Annotated in this window: 12 protein-coding genes and 3 tRNA genes; 7 read left to right on the top strand and 8 right to left on the bottom strand. The window is 62.6% G+C overall.

The genetic code is table 11. From position 1 onward, the window contains the following. Positions 1-150: 150 nt before the first annotated feature. Positions 151-1,011: a hypothetical protein gene (locus HU218_RS08180; RefSeq protein ID WP_174874444.1), complete on the top strand. Its 861-nt coding sequence runs from the start codon at positions 151-153 to the stop codon at positions 1,009-1,011. A gap of 115 nt (positions 1,012-1,126) precedes the next feature. Here HU218_RS08180 and HU218_RS08175 read toward each other — a convergent pair whose 3' ends face one another. Next, positions 1,127-2,326: an ammonium transporter gene (locus HU218_RS08175; protein ID WP_174874443.1), complete on the bottom strand. Its 1,200-nt coding sequence runs from the start codon at positions 2,324-2,326 to the stop codon at positions 1,127-1,129. Between the two features lie 173 nt (positions 2,327-2,499). Beyond that, positions 2,500-2,997 (bottom strand): winged helix-turn-helix transcriptional regulator, encoded by a 498-nt coding sequence (locus HU218_RS08170; protein WP_217450754.1) that lies wholly within the window; start codon positions 2,995-2,997, stop codon positions 2,500-2,502. Positions 2,998-3,166: 169 nt separating this feature from the next. Between HU218_RS08170 and HU218_RS08165 the strand changes: the two genes are divergently transcribed. The 6 genes from HU218_RS08165 (at position 3,167) to HU218_RS08140 (ending at position 9,186) form a co-directional block, all read left to right on the top strand. After that, positions 3,167-4,474, top strand: a complete 1,308-nt coding sequence (locus HU218_RS08165) for a D-amino acid dehydrogenase (protein WP_174874442.1) — start codon at positions 3,167-3,169, stop codon at positions 4,472-4,474. 132 nt (positions 4,475-4,606) lie between these two features. Further along, the gene (gene alr / locus HU218_RS08160; protein ID WP_174874441.1) at positions 4,607-5,674 is read left to right on the top strand and encodes an alanine racemase; all 1,068 of its coding nucleotides are present in this window, start codon (positions 4,607-4,609) and stop codon (positions 5,672-5,674) included. Between the two features lie 151 nt (positions 5,675-5,825). Continuing rightward, positions 5,826-7,028, top strand: coding sequence for a GGDEF domain-containing protein (locus HU218_RS08155; RefSeq protein ID WP_174874440.1), 1,203 nt, complete (start codon positions 5,826-5,828; stop codon positions 7,026-7,028). A gap of 206 nt (positions 7,029-7,234) precedes the next feature. Beyond that, positions 7,235-7,942: a GAF domain-containing protein gene (locus tag HU218_RS08150; protein ID WP_174874439.1), complete on the top strand. Its 708-nt coding sequence runs from the start codon at positions 7,235-7,237 to the stop codon at positions 7,940-7,942. Between the two features lie 83 nt (positions 7,943-8,025). Further along, positions 8,026-8,631 carry a GTP cyclohydrolase II gene (ribA, locus tag HU218_RS08145; RefSeq protein WP_174874438.1) on the top strand — a complete coding sequence of 202 codons (606 nt, stop codon included), beginning with the start codon at positions 8,026-8,028 and terminating at the stop codon, positions 8,629-8,631. A 33-nt stretch (positions 8,632-8,664) separates the two neighbouring features. Continuing rightward, on the top strand, positions 8,665-9,186 hold the full coding sequence (locus tag HU218_RS08140; protein WP_174874437.1) for a hypothetical protein: 522 nt from the start codon (positions 8,665-8,667) through the stop codon (positions 9,184-9,186). A gap of 81 nt (positions 9,187-9,267) precedes the next feature. Here HU218_RS08140 and HU218_RS08135 read toward each other — a convergent pair. The 6 genes from HU218_RS08135 to capB form a co-directional block, all read right to left on the bottom strand. Next, positions 9,268-9,343, bottom strand: a tRNA-Ala gene (locus tag HU218_RS08135). 4 nt (positions 9,344-9,347) lie between these two features. Continuing rightward, positions 9,348-9,423 (bottom strand) — tRNA-Glu (locus tag HU218_RS08130). Positions 9,424-9,425: 2 nt separating this feature from the next. Further along, positions 9,426-9,501: transfer RNA gene (locus HU218_RS08125), tRNA-Ala, on the bottom strand. Between the two features lie 150 nt (positions 9,502-9,651). Next, positions 9,652-10,608, bottom strand: coding sequence for an AraC-like ligand-binding domain-containing protein (locus HU218_RS08120; protein WP_174874436.1), 957 nt, complete (start codon positions 10,606-10,608; stop codon positions 9,652-9,654). A gap of 384 nt (positions 10,609-10,992) precedes the next feature. Next, positions 10,993-13,077 carry a caprolactamase subunit alpha gene (gene capA / locus HU218_RS08115; protein ID WP_174874435.1) on the bottom strand — a complete coding sequence of 695 codons (2,085 nt, stop codon included), beginning with the start codon at positions 13,075-13,077 and terminating at the stop codon, positions 10,993-10,995. Then, positions 13,074-14,858 carry a caprolactamase subunit beta gene (gene capB, locus HU218_RS08110; RefSeq protein ID WP_174874434.1) on the bottom strand — a complete coding sequence of 595 codons (1,785 nt, stop codon included), beginning with the start codon at positions 14,856-14,858 and terminating at the stop codon, positions 13,074-13,076. The genes capA and capB overlap by 4 nt, the downstream gene beginning before the upstream one ends. Between the last annotated feature and the right edge of the window lie 206 nt (positions 14,859-15,064).

Raw genomic sequence — 15,064 nt, 5'->3', positions numbered from 1 at the left:
TTTTTTGTGGCGCAGGACTGGCTGCTGGCGCGCTATAACGAAGAAAAACAATCGGCTATGCGCCGGCATTGCCGGCAGGTATCCAGTAAGGGGCAATCAATCATTACGGCGGGCAGCTTGCCGGTCTCGCCGAGTTGAAAGGAAACCACCATGCTGATTACCGGATACAGACCGCAGCGCCTGGCCGTATTGCTGGGGGTGCTCTTGGCGCTGGCACCCGCCGTGAGCGAGGCGACCCACTCCTGGGGCGGCTATCACTGGGCACGCACTACCTATTCTTTCACCTTGAAGGTGGGGAACAATATGACTAGCGTCGACTGGATCACTCATTTGAACCAGGCTGCAAATGACTGGAATAGTTCGGCCAGCACGCCATTGCTGGTGTCGTTAGTCGGTGGGCGATCCAGCAAACGTACGTGCTCTATGGTGGCTGGCACTACCCAGGTCTGCAATGGCAAATACGGCTACAACGGTTGGCTGGGGTTGGCATCGATCAACATTACCGGTGGGGTGCATATTACCCAGGGTACTGCCAAGATGAACGACTCCTACTTCAATCTGAAGACGTACAACAACCCAAACGAAAGGCAGCATGTGGTGTGCCAGGAAGTGGCGCATACCTTCGGACTGGATCACCAATCCACCGATGGCAGCTCACAGAATAGCTGTATGGACTACTTCTCGAATACCGGTGTGAATGCTGGCAGCGACCAGAGTACGCGGCCGAATGACCATGACTTCGAAGAGCTTGGCATTATCTATTCGCACCAAGACTCGACAACCACGTTAGCCGCAGCGAGCGGTGGTGCCAGTGCGGCAGGGGTCGACATCAGTGACGATCCGCTGAGTTGGGGGACGCTGGTCCGCCAGTCTGCCAATGGCCGTAGTTCGACCTATGAGCGCGAAAACAGCAATGGCAGCAAGACAGTTACTCATGTCTACTGGACGCAGGAAGCTGTGCAGCGTTGCCGTTCTTGTGACCATCGCTTCGAATCACACTCACAACCCTAACCCTCCATGCAACAAGCCGCCGCGACTCACACCGGGCGGCTTGTTGCATGGTAGCTGCAGCTAGCACAATCGGCAGTTGGCCGCATGCGGCCAACTCATGGCGAGGTTCTACCGGTTACCAGTTGGCTTCACGCTCCGGCGTGGCAGTAATCTGGTGGATCGACAAGTCGGCGCCGTTGAATTCTTCCTCGTCGCTCAGGCGGATGCCCACGGTTTTCTTCAGCAGGCCATAGACCAGATAACCGCCACCGAAGCCGACAGCAATGCCACCCAGCGAGCCCAGCAACTGGGAAGCCAGGCTGACACCACCGGCCCCGCCCAGTGCATGCTGGCCGAAGATGCCGGCCGCGATGCCGCCCCAGGTACCGCACAGGCCATGCAGCGGCCATACGCCCAGCACGTCGTCGATTTTCCAGCGGTTCTGCGTCAGGGTGAACAGCCACACGAACATGGCGCCGGCGACCCCGCCCACGACCAGGGCACCGATAGGATGCATGATGTCGGAGCCGGCACATACCGCCACCAGACCGGCCAGCGGGCCGTTGTGGATGAAGCCCGGGTCGTTCTTGCCCAGCCACATTGCCGTCAGCGTGCCGCCGACCATCGCCATCAGCGAGTTGATGGCGACCAGGCCGGAGATGCCGGCGATTTTCTGCGCGCTCATCACGTTAAAACCGAACCAGCCGACGATCAGAATCCAGGCTCCCAATGCCAGAAAGGGGATGGAGGACGGCGGGTGCGCGGCGATGCGTCCTTCCTTGTTGTAACGGCCGCGACGGGCGCCCAGATGCAGCACGGCAGCCAGGCCGATCCAGCCGCCGACGGCATGGACGACCACCGAGCCGGCAAAGTCGTGGAACTGGGCGCCAAGGTTGGCCGCAAGCCAGTCCTGCACGCCAAAGTGGCCATTCCAGGCAATACCTTCGAAAAACGGATAGACCAGCCCGACCAGCAGGAAGGTGGCCGCCGATTGCGGGTGGAACTTGGCGCGTTCGGCAATGCCGCCGGAAACGATGGCCGGAATGGCGGCGGCGAAGGTCAGCAGGAAGAAGAATTTCACCAGTTCATAGCCGTTGTACTGGCTGATGTGATTCACGTCGCCAAAAAAATTTACGCCATAGGCCACGCTATAGCCGACAAAGAAGTAGGCGATGGCGGAAACGGCAAAGTCGGTGAGGATTTTTACCAGGGCATTGACCTGATTCTTCTTGCGCACCGTGCCCAGCTCCAGAAAGGCAAAGCCGGCATGCATGGCCAGAATCATCACTGCGCCTAGTAATAGAAACAGCACGTCATTAGGAGTAATGGCGGTCATGAGTTTGTCCCTGTTATGCGAGTTATTGGGGCATTCATGAGCAATAACGGTGCCAGCCCGCCAGCAAGGCACCAAATAGGTGTTTTTGCCAAATGACGTACGACGATGGTGCTGGCAAGGCGCTAATTCGGTGCGCAAACAATGGTTTGCGCCGATTTGGTGCGCCGGCCGGGTCAGTTGCCCAGCGGCAGCAGGGCGGTTTCCTTGACCTCCTCCATCACCACGTAGCTGCGGGACTCATTGGCTTGCGGCAATTTGAGCAGGATGTCGCCCAGCACTTTGCGGTACATGGACATGTCCGGCAGTCGCACCTTGAGCAGGTAATCGTATTCGCCGGAGACCAGGTGGCATTCCAGCACGTCCGGCAGCTTTTGTACCTCGCGGCGGAAGGCGTCGAAGATGTCGCCGGATTTGGCGGACAACTTGATCTCAACAAATACCAGCAGGCTGGCGCCCAGTGCCTGCGGGTTGAGACGGGCATGGTAGCCCTCGATCACGCCGTCGCGCTCCAGGCGACGCACCCGCTCGGTGCATGGCGTGGTGGACAGGCCTACCGTTTCGGCCAGCTCGGTCATCGAGATGCGGGCATTGGCTTGCAGGTGGTGCAGGATTTTCAGATCGATACGATCCAGCTGGCGCTGCGGTGCAATATTTTTGTTTGGAGATTTCACTGTTAACCACCAATTTTTCGAGAAAATACACTTAGTCAATATTTAAACTAAGTGAAAAAAACTGTCATTCAATCAATATACTACGGAAATTCACTGGACGGTGTCCAGGTGGTCGAATGTATAGCAAACAGACGGATTCAAACCGTCATGCAGGGATCTGGAGGAGCACATGAAAGTCATCGTATTGGGTGGTGGTGTAGTGGGTATTTCCACTGCTTGGTACCTGGCCAAGGCCGGGGTGGACGTTACCGTGATCGAGCGTCAGCCGGGTCCGGCGCTGGAAACCAGCTTCGGCAATGCCGGCCAGATCTCTCCGGGCTATGCCGCACCGTGGGCTGCGCCGGGTATCCCGATGAAGGCACTGAAGTGGCTGTTTCAGAAGCATGCTCCGCTGGCGATCCGTGTTGATGGCAGTACCTACCAGTGGGAATGGATGGCGCGCATGTTCGCCAACTGCAACTACCAGGCTTACAACGTCAACAAGGGACGCATGATGCGTCTGGCCGAATACAGCCGCGACAAGATCCGCGAGCTGAAGGCCGAGACCGGCATCAACTTCGAAGGCCGCAACGGCGGCACGCTGCAGCTGTTCCGCAGCCAGCAGCAAGTTGACGCGATGGGCAAGGACATCGAAGTGCTGAAGGAATGCGGCGTGGAGTACCAGGTACTGGACGCCGATGGCTGTGCCCGTATCGAACCGGCGCTGGCCAAGACCAAGCACAAGCTCAAGGGCGGTCTGCGTCTGCCTAACGACGATACCGGTGACTGCCAGCTGTTCACCACCCGTCTGGCCGAAATGTGTGCGGCCAACGGCGTCAAGTTCCTGTGGGGCAAGAGCATCGACGGTATCCAGACTTACGGCGACAAGGTGACTGGCGTGCGCGTGGAAGGCGAATTGCTGACCGCCGACCACTACGTAGTGGCAACCGGCAGCTATTCGCGCGAGATGGTGAAAACCCTGGGTATCGATATTCCGGTTTATCCGGTCAAGGGTTACTCGCTGACCGTGCCGATCACCAATGCTGCTGGCGCGCCGGTATCCACTGTGCTGGACGAGACCTACAAGATCGCCATTACCCGTTTCGATGATCGCATCCGTGTTGGCGGCATGGCCGAGCTGGCCGGCTTCGACCTGAGCCTGAATCCGAAACGCCGCGCCACGCTGGAAATGGTGGTGACCGATCTTTATCCGGAGGGGGGCGACGTGTCCCGTGCCGAGTTCTGGACTGGCCTGCGCCCGATGACGCCGGATGGCACGCCTATCATCGGTGGCACCCGTTTTGGCAACCTGTCGCTGAATACCGGCCACGGCACGCTGGGCTGGACCATGTGTGCCGGCTCCGGCAAAGTACTGGCCGACCAGATTGTCGGTGCACAGCCGGAAATCAGCATTGATGGCCTGTCCATGCAGCGTTATGCCAAGAGCGGCCAGACCCTGGTCGTGCCGATGTTCCAGCCGACGCTGGCCAAGGCCTGATTCGCGCCTGAATTCCTGCCCCGTATCGCGGTCTGATGTGGCAATGCCGGTGTTGTTCCGGCGTTGCCGCCACCGTAGTACGTGGCAGGTTTTTTTATGGCCGGTAGCGGCCTATTTCCCGAGAACGAAACGATGCGTCCCCTGATTGCCAACGTCCGACTTGATCATTTTCGTCACAACTACCTGCAGGCGCGCCAGCGTCACGGTGGCCGCGCGCTGGCCGTGGTGAAGGCCAATGCCTATGGCCACGGCGCGGTACGCTGCGCCCAGACAGTGGCCGATATTGCCGACGGTTTTGCTGTTGCCTGTCTGGAAGAAGCGCTGCAACTGCGCGCGGCCGGTATCCGGGGCCCGATCCTGTTGCTGGAAGGGGTGTTCGAGGCTGCCGAGCTGGCCGAGGTGCAGGCGCATGATCTGTGGCTGGTGGTGCAGAATCGCGAGCAACTGGAAATGCTGTTGGCCGCTCCTGCCGACAAGCCGTACCGTGTATGGCTGAAGATGGATTCCGGCATGCATCGCGCCGGCTTCTTCCCCGCCGACTATGCCGCCGCCTACCAGCGCCTGCTGCAGAGCGGCAAGGTGGATGGCATCGTCAAGATGACCCACTTCGCCCGCGCCGACGAACCGGGTTGCGATGCCACCGCTGCGCAGATTGCCGCATTCGATGCCGCGACCGCCGGGCTGGCTGGCGATGTGAGTGTGGCCAACTCTGCCGGAATCATGATCCACAAGGGCGCACACCGCGATTGGGGGCGTCCAGGCATCATGCTGTACGGCTCCTCGCCGCTGCCGGATGACGATGCCGCCGCTGCCGGCCTCAAGCCGGTAATGCGTCTGACTACCCGTATTTTCGGGGTGCGCGAGCTTGCTGCCGGCGAGCCGGTGGGCTATGGCGCGACCTTTATTACTTCGCGGCCAACCCGTGTCGGTCTGATGGCCTGTGGCTACGCCGACGGTTATCCGCGACTGGCGTCTACCGGCAGTCCGGTGCTGATCGACGGCGTCCGTAGCCAGGTGATCGGCCGGGTGTCGATGGACATGATGACGGTGGACCTCACCGATTTGCCGCAGGCCGGTATCGGTAGCGAGGTGGAGCTGTGGGGCGACAGCATCAGTGTCGGCGAGGTGGCGGCCAAGGCCGGCACCATCAGCTATGAAGTGCTGTGCAATGTGAAACGCGCGCACTTTATCTATAGTTAAGCGTTTTAAAACGGGCGTTTTATGTGTGGCCGGCGGCACTTGTGGTGTCGCCGGTTTTGTTTTGCCTGTAATGGCTGCTAGTTGACTTCGGGCAAACATCGGGAGCGGGGAGCTACTGATAATGCTTGGCTTGTCCTAGGAGGGATGACTGATGGGTGGTTTGTCCAGGCAGTTGTGGCTCAGGCTGGTAGGCCTGTTGCCCGGAGAGGTGAATCACAGCGAGGCGCGCTGGCTGCTGTCGCCGTATGGCCACATGCCGCTGATGAACGGCAGGCGTGCCCGCATTATCGTCAATCGGGTGCGGCTGGTTGCCTGTCTGTTTGCCATCCTGACGCCGCTGTGGATTGTCGTCGACTTGCTGGTGCTGCCGCTGGCGCTGAGCTGGCAGCTGGCGGTGGCGCGACTGCTGGCATCGCTGGCGTTCATGGCCTTGCACCGGCATTACCGTGCCGGCAGTACCCTGCTGCAGGCATGGGGGGGCATGGCCTGCCTGTTTGCCATTCCGTCGGTGTTCTATGTGGTATCGCACCTGCTGCTGCTCAACCATCATCTGCAGGGGATTTCGGCAGCCATCGGCACCGGCTATGCCTTCCTGCCATTCGTGCTGCTGGCCGGCCTGGCGATATTTCCGCTGACGCTGGCCGAATGTATCGGTTTTGCGCTGCCGGCGCTGGCGGCCCACATTCTGGGCGGCATGCTGGAATGGACCTCGGTGGACTGGCCGTCGTTCTGGGGGAGTTTCTGGTTGCAGGTGCTGATTGCCGGCGTGGCGGCGCTGGCCTGTATCAGCCAGCTGGCGTTCATGATTGCGCTGGTGCAGCAGGCGGTACGTGACCCGCTGACTGGTGCCTTCTCGCGCCGCAGTGGCGAAGAGGTGCTGGAATTGCAGGCGACGCTGGCGATGCGCTGCCAGAGTCCGCTCAGCGTGGCCTTCATCGATATCGATCACTTCAAGAGCATCAATGACCGCTTTGGCCACCATGCCGGTGACTGCGCATTGCAAACGCTGGCCGAACTGGTGGTGGAACAATTGCGCAAGGGCGATGTGCTGGTGCGCTGGGGCGGCGAAGAATTCCTGCTGCTGTTGCCCAACACTACCGCCAGCCAGGCGGTGCATGCGCTGGGGCGGCTGCGCCAGGGTGGCTTGGGCTTGCGCCCGGATGGCGAGCCGCTGACGGCCAGCATCGGGGTGGCCGAGTGGCAGGAAGATGGCGTGAATGACTGGCGCCAACTGCTGGAGCTGGCCGATAGCCGGATGTATCAGGCCAAGCAGAATGGCCGCAACCGGCTGGTCACCCGCAATATGGAGCAGCACTGCTGGCTGGTGTCCTCGCCGGCGCCGGCGGTGGCCTGATCTTCGATGGCAAGCCGTTGAGGTCATGGCGGCTTGACTGGACTGCGGCCAACCTTCCGTTTCTGCGGCAGGTTGGCCGCAGTCTTTTGTGCCGGGGCGGCTGGGGTGCGATGGTTTTTCCGGCCGGCGTCGGGTATATGGCTGGAGTTCGGGGGCGAAAAAGGGCGATAATACCCGACTAAATTACTTAGCCGGAGTGGCCAACCATGCAGTATGCCGCATCCTATCTTCAGCACGCCGGACTGGCGCTGTCGTTACCCGTGGTGCAACAAGGCGTTGCCGCGCTGCAGCAAGCGCTGACGCAGGCGGTGGAACCTCGCGGAGCGGATGAACTTTACCGTTACCGGGTGCCCAAACTGGGAGAGGGTGGCAGCTGTTCGCTGGTAGACGAGCTGGAGGCCGAGCCATACGACATCTCGCCGTGGCTGGGTGGTCGCAGTAGTGCTGCGGAAGAGCAGTTGCGTGCGCTGGATGCCCTGGTGCAGGCAACCCTGCGGCTGGTGCCGGCCGACTGGCTCGGGGTGTACTGCCGTTTCGAGCGTGACGGCCTGCCGCGGCTGGTGAAACTGGCGTATCGCGGCTTGTCCAGTCGTGCCGAATTCCCGCTGACTGATGATTTTGCCCTGTTCAGCAACAACAGTCGGGTTGGCCTGAGTGGCAAGGGTGCGGTCATTGCCGACGTGCGCGCTTGGCAGCAGGCTGGTGGCGCCTATTACGAGTGTGACCCCAAGGTGCAGAGCGAGGTGTGTCTGCCGGTGCTGGATGCTGACGGCACGGTGCTGGGCATCCTGGATGCCGAAGATGGCAGCGCCGGATTTTTTGATGAACAGCGGCAGGCAGTATTGGCCGCTCTGGCGCTGGCATTGGCGCAACCCTTTGCAGCGTTGGCTGCGACCCCTGTTGAAAATTTTTGATAAAGCCTGCAAAACATTGCGCTTTGTAGGTGCAGTCGCGGTCGTTACCATGCCGCTGCTGTCATGGATAACCGGAGTTCATTTTGAGTCAAACCGATAAGGCGCCGCGCGTTACGCTGGTGGCCAGCTGCCGGCTGCCGACCCCGTTCGGCGTGTTCGACATGCACGGATTCGAGGAAGAGGGCGGCCGCGAGCATGTGGCGCTGACCCTGGGCGAGCTGCAAGGCGAGGCGCCGCTGGCACGGGTGCATTCCGAGTGCCTCACCGGCGACGCGCTGTTTTCGCTGCGTTGCGATTGCGGCTTCCAGCTGGAAGCGGCGCTGGACGCCATCGCCAAGGAAGGTCGGGGTGTTTTGCTGTATCTGCGCCAGGAAGGGCGCGGCATTGGGCTGTTGAACAAGATTCGCGCCTACAAGCTGCAGGATGGTGGTGCCGATACGGTGGAGGCCAACGAGCAGCTGGGCTTCCCTGCCGACATGCGCGACTTCCGCATTGCCCGTGAAATGTTGTCGCTGCTGGATGTGCCGGCCGTGCGCATCATGACTAACAATCCGCGCAAGGTGGCAACCTTGCAGCAGGCCGGCATCAATGTAGTGGAGCGTGTGCCGCTGCAGGTTGGCCGCAATGAGTACAACGATCACTACCTGAATACCAAGCAGGCCAAGCTGGGGCATTTGTTCGGTTTCTAGTCTGGCCGCTGTGGCGGCAGGGCGGGAGAGAAGATGGCGCGTATTGATCCGGTAACTCCGTCTGGTGTCGTCAGCGAGCATCTGCCGCATCCGCCATTACCCCGCCATGCGTTGCCGCAGCCGCTGGCCGAGCGGGGGAGTGACTTCCATGCCAGCCTGCTGGCGCAGCATGCCCTGGTGCTGGATCCGGATGGGCAGCCGGCGCGCGATGCTATGCCGGAGCAGTTGCAGGCCCAGCTCGCGGCACTGCTGCGGCTGCTGCAAGAGCGAATCGATGATCTGAAGGAGCGGGCGTTGCTCGCCGGCGGACGTCCGGCACATGGCCTGTTTGCCGAGCTGGAGCAGGTGGCGGCAGTGCTGGCGCGACTGGTCATGCTGTGGCCGCGGCTACGGCAGCAGTTACCGCAGCAACAGGATGAGGCACGGGGGCGATTGCGGCCGTTGTTTGCCAGTTGCCACTTCCTGTTGCGGGTGTTGCAGCACAGTGCCGAGCCGGATGACTGGCAGCAGTTGGCCGCTAGCCTGGAAGAAAGCGAGCGCAGCCTGTCAGCCTGAGATGTGGCGTGGGGTGACGAAAATCGGTGGAGCAGGGCAGAAATGAAAAAACCGGTCACGAAGACCGGTTTTTTCTTTATCTGGTGGAGGTAAGCGGGATCGAACCGCTGACCTCTTGCATGCCATGCAAGCGCTCTCCCAGCTGAGCTATACCCCCAGATTGGCGTCCCCACGGGGAGTCGAACCCCGGTTATCGCCGTGAAAGGGCGGTGTCCTAGGCCTCTAGACGATGGGGACTGTGGTGGAGGTAAGCGGGATCGAACCGCTGACCTCTTGCATGCCATGCAAGCGCTCTCCCAGCTGAGCTATACCCCCACAGGTTCTTCGTTTTGCATCGCTGCATCGCGAAGAGGTGCGCACTTTAACGTGAGCGATAATTGTCGTCAAGCGTTTTTCTGCAATCTTTTTGCATTTTTCTGTGGCTTTGCAAGCTTTGGTTTGCAAGGTGCTGATTGCAATGATTTTTTAGTGATGGAGCTGCAACTGCTGCTCGCGTGCCGAGCGCGGCGTAATGCCGTAGCGCTGTTTGAAAACCCGGCAAAAATGCGACTGGTCGGTAAATCCCCACTGATAGGCGATTTGAGCCAGACTCAAACGCGGCTGGCGTACCAGTGCCTGGCGCGCGCCTTCCAGCCGTTGTTCGCGCAGCCAGTGGCTGAAAGTCTGGCCGGTGTCGCGAAACAGGTCGTGCAGGTAGCGGGTGGAAATGCGGCAGGCACGGGCAATCTGTTCCGGGTCCAGGCTGGTATCGGCCAGGTTGCGGCGCACATGCTGTTCGATGCGCTGCAGGTGGGCGGCTCGCACGCCGGAGCCTGCTGAATCCAGCACTGCCGGGCTGTTTTCGGTACAGGCGACGAACAGCTCCAGCAACTGCTGGCCCACCAGCGGGTGCAGCACTTCCTGGCCCTGTTCCAGCTGGCTGCCCACCGCGTTGACATAGCCGGTGAACAGCGCGCCGATGCCGCTGCTGCCGTCGAAAGTCAGCGCGCAGAAGCGCTCCGGATTGCGCAGGCGATGGCGTAGCAGCGTGCCGGGTATCTTCAGCACCCACAGATTGTTGTCGCGGCTGTGGCTGAATTCGTACGGGTCCAGGCTGCGTTCCAGCAGGAACTGGCCGGGGGCGCAGTGCGCATCGCGCCCCATCTGGCTGAAGCGGATATCGCTTTGCCGTGGCAGCGACACCAGGAACTGCTCGTCGCGGCTGTCGGCACTTTCGCCGCTGCTGCGGCGGTAGCGCAGCGGGCTGGAACTGAGGCGCGACAGCGACAGCTCGCCCAGGCTCCAGCGGGTGAGGCAGGCTTCGAAGTTGGCCGCATCGCGAAAATCCAGCTGCAGGTCGAAATAGGTGCTGCGGATCACGTCCTGCCAGCTGCGCATGCGCTCGATCGGGCCTGAACCGGCGGTGCTGTAATGCTGCTTCATGCTTGTCTCCTCTGGTATCGCGCTGCGGATCGCTCCGCCCGTCGTCATGGCAACGGGTTCGGCAGCGCGGCAGCCGGCACGGGGCCGGCTGCGGTCTTGCTGCTTAGAGCCTGCTCAACGTCTTTTCGCGACTGCGCTGGCCCGGCAAATGGTCAGATGCCAGGCGGACGGTGCCGGCCTTAGTCGTTCTAAGGCCAAACCGGCCAACGCCGCAGATGGCCGTTTGCCGGGCCAGCCCTGCGGGGCCGGGTTCTGTCGGCGCATCACGGCGTCGAATCTCCCTGGCAGTGAATGACACTGCGGCGGGAGCTTCTCCTGGCGCTGCATCCGGCAGAATCCGGCCGCAACCGCGAAAAGACGTTGAACAGGCTCTTAAATCATCGGCTATTCGGCCCAGCGCGTCAGTTTATATGTGCCGGAAGTGTGCAATTCCGCCTGCCAGCCGGGACGAATCACCACAGTGGTGGTGGGTTCCTCGATGGCGGCGGGGCCGACGATGCGGCTGCCGGCCAGCAGTTGCTCGCCACGGTACACCGGGGTTTCCACCCAGCGGCCGCTGTCGTCGAACAGCATCGGGCGGAAGCCGTCATGCGCGTCGCGAATGCTGTCGGCGTCCTGTGCCAGGCTGGGCAGCGCCGGCTTGTCCACCAGACCGGTGAGGGTGCATTCCAGGTTCACCAGCTCTACCGGGTTGTGCGGCTCGCTGTAGGTGAACAGCGCCTCATGGCGGGCATGGAACGCCGCCAGGATGGCGTCCACGCTGGCGGCGGTGAGCTCGCCGCCGGCAATGTCCACCGTGCATTCGTGAATCTGCCCCATGTAGCGCATTTCCACGCTGCGGTGCACGCGGATGTCGGCGGCATCGAAGCCGTCGTCCAGCAGCAGCTGGCGGCCGCGCTGTTCCATGTCGGCGAACAGCCGGTTCAGCTCGGCCAGGTCCGCCTCGCGGTGCAGGCGCATCGGTGCGCTGGCCAGGAAGTTGTACTTCACGTCGGAGATCACCTGGCCGAAGGCGCACAGGCAGGAGGCGGATTTGGGCACCAGCACGGTTTCCACCCCCAGTTCCTCGGCCAGCGCGGTGATGTGCATGCCGGTGGCGCCACCGGCGCAGATCAGCGCGAAGTCGCGCGGGTCGTAGCCCTGTTCGATGGAGATGCGGCGGATACCGTTGGCCATGTTCATGTTCACCAGCGTGTTGATGCCGAATGCGGCTTTTTCCACGCTGATGCCCAGCGGCTCGGCCACGTTGGCCGCAATTACGTTGCGTGCCTTATCCTGGTCCAGGCGGATGGTGCCGCCCAGCACCGCGTTTGGCCGCAGATAGCCCAGCGCCAGGTTGCCGTCGGTCACGGTGGCCTGCTCGCCGCCCTTGCCGTAGCAGGCCGGGCCCGGGGTGGCGCCGGCACTGTGCGGGCCCACTTCCAGCATGCCGAAGGTGTTGATGTGGGCGATGGAGCCGCCGCCGGCCCCCAGCGTTTCCACGTGGATCATCGGCACGCCGATGCGGTGGCGCAGGAAGTCGAAGTTGCGGTTCAGCTGCGTCTGGCCACCCTTGGCCAGGGTGATGTCAAACGAGGTGCCACCCATGTCCACGGTGATCACGTTGTCGATGCCGAACGGTTTGGCGATGTACAGCCCGGCCTGCGGCGCCGAGGCCGGGCCGGAGTTGATGGCGTTCACCGCGCGTTCGCGCATCACCGTGCCCAGTGCCAGGCCGCCGTTGCTCTGGTAGTAGCGCACCGGGGCGCGGGCGCCGTGTTCGGCAAAGAACTGGTCGATGCGCTGCACATAACGGCCCATTACCGGGCTGAGGTAGGCGTTTACCACCGTGGTGGAGGTGCGGGTGTATTCGCGCACCTGCGGGTAGACCTCGCTGCCGCAGCACACGAACACGCCGGGCAGGTGCTGCTCCACCAGCTCGCGGGCGCGGCGCTCGTGCGCCGGGTTGCGTACCGACCACACGAAGCTGATCGCCACGCTCTGCACCTGCTCGGCGCGGAACACCTCGATGGCAGCCAGGATGTCGTCTTCGTTTAGCGGCTCATGCACGCTGCCATCGGACAGCACGCGGCCACGCACCGCGCGGCGCAGCTGGCGCGGCACCAGCTGCGGTGCCGGCGGGTAGCTGGCGTCGTAGCGGTAGCCTTCTTCCTTGTGGCCAAGGCGGATCTCGATGCTGTCCTCGTGGCCGGCGGTGCACAGCAGGCCCACTTTCACGCCCTTGAGCTCGATCAGCGCGTTCAGCGCCACGGTAGTGCCGTTGATGCACAGGTCACAGTTCTGCACGATCTGGCTGGCGGACATATCCAGCGCCTCGGCCATCTGCTGCAGGCCGGCGGCAATGGCGCGGGTGCCGTCGTCCGGGGTGGACGGGCTCTTGAACAGGCGCAGCGGGCCGTCTTTTTCTGCCAGTACGAAGTCGGTGAAGGTGCCGCCGGCGTCTACGCCCAGTCGGAATCGCTGTTTCATGCCTGTACTCCCTGTTGGTTCATGCGCTGACGGGCAGCGGCGGTGGCGGCGGCATCCACATGTTGGCCGCAGCTGTCGAGAATCACGCCGTATTCGGTGGCGGCGGCGTCGATGGACACCAGGCCGTTACACACGTCGCGCAGCACTTCCTCGGCCGGGCGCTGCCACGGCAGGCCGTAGCCGCCGCCGCCCGGGTTCACATTGCGGGCGCGCTCGCCCGGCTGGATGGTGGTGATCACGTTCTGGCGGTGCACGATGTGCTCGCCCGGCTTGTCGATTTCCAGCCGGCCCAGCTTGCGTTCCGGCAGTGCGTCCACCGCGCCGGCGGCGCCCATGGTGCCGATCTGGCGGCCTTCGCCGAAGGCGATGATGGTCATCTCGTGGTCAATCGGTTCCACCTCCCACACCGTGCCGCTGCCGCCGCGGTAGCGCCCGGCGCCGCCGCTGTCTTCCTGCAGGCCGTAGCGGTGGATGATGATGGGGTAGGCGTATTCCAGCAGTTCGATGTCACCGGAGCTGAGCGCGCCGAAGCAGCACAGCGGGCCGCAGGCGTGCCAGCCGTCCATGTAGCGGGTGGCGCCGGCGCCGGAAATGATGGACGCCAGCACCATGGTCACGTATTGCTCGCCGGTGGCCGGGTTGATGCCGGCGATATTGATGCCGCTGGCGTGGCCCCAGGAGGCGGTGACGCGCTCCGGCGCGGCGGCCTCGAACGCCATGCGCACCGCGTCGGTGAGCGTTTCCATCGGCGTGGTGGTGCAGTTAACGTGCGGCGCCGGTTCTACCGCATTGCACAGCGTGCCCTTGGGCCCCAGGTCCACGCTGACGCAGCGGTACAGGCCTTCGTTGTACGGTGGCGGCACCTGGGCAAACATCATCAGCCCCAGGTAGATGCCGGACATGGAGTTGCCGGCGTAGGAGTTGATGAAGTAGGGCACCTGCGGCGGGCTGTCGACGCGGATGTGCACGGTGTCATCCTTCACCGTGGCGGTGGTGCGGATGGTGAGTGCGCCCAGGCCGTGACCGGCGTCTTCCAGCACCGCCTCGCCGTGATACACCCCGTCGGGAATCGAGCGGACCAGCGAGCGCATGTGGCGGTCGGCCATGTCCTTCAGCTCGGCAATGGCCGCGCGCACGGTGTCAACGCCGTATTTGTCCAGCAACGCGATCAGGTTGCGCTCGCCCACGCGGCAGGCGCCGAACTGGGCGTTCAGGTCGCCTTCCTGGTCACGGCGGGCGCGCATGTTCGACAGCAGCAGGTTCACCACGTCGTCACGGCGGCGGCCCTGCTCCCACAGCTTCACCGGCGGAATGCGCAGGCCCTCGGCGTAGATTTCCTTGGCCGCCGGGTTGTAGCCGGCTGGCACCGGGCCGCCGATGTCGGTGAGGTGGCCCTTGCACACTGTCCAGAACACCAGCTCGCCGTTATAGAACACCGGCTTGTACATGCAGCAGTCCAGGATGTGGCTGCCCTGGTAGGCCGGGTCGTTGTGGTAGATCACGTCACCTTCGTGGATGTCGTCGCCAAAGAAACCGGCCACGGCTTTCATCGCCGGAATCAGCGAACCCAGGTGGATGGGTATGTCCTGGCCCTGCAGGATCATCTCCGGCAGGTGGTCGAACAGCGCATTGCTGTAGTCGTGCGCCAGGTTGAATACGCTGGAGCGGCCGGTTTTTTCCAGCGTCAGCGTCATTTCCCGCTGCGTGGTTTCCAGCGCGCCGCGTATCACGGCCAGGGTGATCGGGTCTACCCGGCCGGCGTGGTGAGGGGCTTGCGTCATGGTGCGTCTCCGTTTGTCCTGCGGCCAGCAAGGTTGGCCGCAAGGGGCTTGGTCCGGCGGGGGATTGCCGGCCTTGTGTCTGTACCTTATGCCCTTGCCGCACACGGCTCTTGCACCACAGCGCAGGATGCTTGGTCTGTGCGTGCATGAGTTGCGGCAAAAAAAAAAACGCCCCGCACTGGGCGGGGCTAACGAGGAGCGAACGA

Origin of the sequence: Vogesella oryzae (assembly GCF_902829295.1) — a bacterium.
GTDB classification, from domain to species: Bacteria; Pseudomonadota; Gammaproteobacteria; order Burkholderiales; family Chromobacteriaceae; genus Vogesella; species Vogesella oryzae.
This window is presented reverse-complemented; position numbering and strand designations above follow the sequence as displayed.

Bases quoted from the DNA above. Each gene is read 5' to 3' on its own strand.
- HU218_RS08180 (WP_174874444.1), top strand. From the start codon at position 151: ATGCTGATTACCGGATACAGACCGCAGCGCCTGGCCGTATTGCTGGGG.
- HU218_RS08175 (WP_174874443.1), bottom strand. From the start codon at position 2,326: ATGACCGCCATTACTCCTAATGACGTGCTGTTTCTATTACTAGGCGCA.
- HU218_RS08165 (WP_174874442.1), top strand. From the start codon at position 3,167: ATGAAAGTCATCGTATTGGGTGGTGGTGTAGTGGGTATTTCCACTGCT.
- alr (WP_174874441.1), top strand. From the start codon at position 4,607: ATGCGTCCCCTGATTGCCAACGTCCGACTTGATCATTTTCGTCACAAC.
- HU218_RS08155 (WP_174874440.1), top strand. From the start codon at position 5,826: ATGGGTGGTTTGTCCAGGCAGTTGTGGCTCAGGCTGGTAGGCCTGTTG.
- HU218_RS08150 (WP_174874439.1), top strand. From the start codon at position 7,235: ATGCAGTATGCCGCATCCTATCTTCAGCACGCCGGACTGGCGCTGTCG.
- HU218_RS08140 (WP_174874437.1), top strand. From the start codon at position 8,665: ATGGCGCGTATTGATCCGGTAACTCCGTCTGGTGTCGTCAGCGAGCAT.
- HU218_RS08120 (WP_174874436.1), bottom strand. From the start codon at position 10,608: ATGAAGCAGCATTACAGCACCGCCGGTTCAGGCCCGATCGAGCGCATG.
- capA (WP_174874435.1), bottom strand. From the start codon at position 13,077: ATGAAACAGCGATTCCGACTGGGCGTAGACGCCGGCGGCACCTTCACC.
- capB (WP_174874434.1), bottom strand. From the start codon at position 14,858: ATGACGCAAGCCCCTCACCACGCCGGCCGGGTAGACCCGATCACCCTG.